Annotated in this window: 1 pseudogene; it reads right to left on the bottom strand. The window is 71.6% G+C overall.

The features are described from left to right. Positions 1-303, bottom strand: a pseudogene (locus CQ12_RS46545) (disulfide bond formation protein B); the annotation flags it as partial.

Below are 303 nucleotides of genomic sequence, written 5' to 3' on the forward strand. Positions count from 1 at the left end.
GGCCGGAGCAATCGGTCGGGCCCTGCCAGAATTGCCATTCGACGCCGGCGTGATAACCACCGAGCCAGGCATTGGCCAGCGCGGCGAGCAGAAGCGCCGCGAACCCGGCCAGCACGACCTGCCGCGGCGCCCCGCGCGAGGCGGCAAACGCCACCAGAAGGCCGAGCGGGACCGCGAGATAATAGGCATAGCGCTGTTCGAGGCAGAGCGGACAGGGGCGGATATCCAGCACGAGCTGGAAGAACCAGGCGCCCGCCAGCGTGGCGGCGGCGACCACGGCCACCGCCAGCGCCGCGACGACCG

The sequence above is a fragment of the Bradyrhizobium jicamae genome, from assembly GCF_001440395.1.
GTDB lineage: Bacteria > Pseudomonadota > Alphaproteobacteria > Rhizobiales > Xanthobacteraceae > Bradyrhizobium > Bradyrhizobium jicamae.